1 protein-coding gene is annotated in these 241 nt (G+C 56.8%); it reads right to left on the bottom strand.

The window, feature by feature from the left end:
• Positions 1–180, bottom strand: a 180-nt coding sequence (locus tag SB717_RS39020) for a hypothetical protein (RefSeq protein ID WP_410908637.1), incomplete at its 3' end; no start/stop codon positions are given.
• Positions 181–241: the final 61 nt, after the last annotated feature.

Below are 241 nucleotides of genomic sequence, written 5' to 3'. Positions count from 1 at the left end.
GTCGTGGCAGTTGATCTCGGCATAACCAATGCGCCCACCGTAGCGTCGCTTGATGCAGTCCTTATCGGTGAAGTAATGAAGGTTCAGGGTAACCACGAGACCCCGTTCAAGGCATTGATCGACCTCCTCGAACAACAACGGTGGCGCGGGCGCATCCAGTATCAGCGTGGTGAAAGCCATGCACTTGATCCTCTTGAAGGGAAACCCGGCCTGCCGCTACGCAGGTTACCAGCCCGAACAC

Source organism: Priestia sp. SIMBA_032 (assembly GCF_046535215.1).
GTDB lineage: Bacteria > Bacillota > Bacilli > Bacillales > Bacillaceae_H > Priestia > Priestia aryabhattai.
Note: the sequence above shows the minus strand (reverse complement) of the source record. Positions and strands in the feature narration are given on the sequence as shown.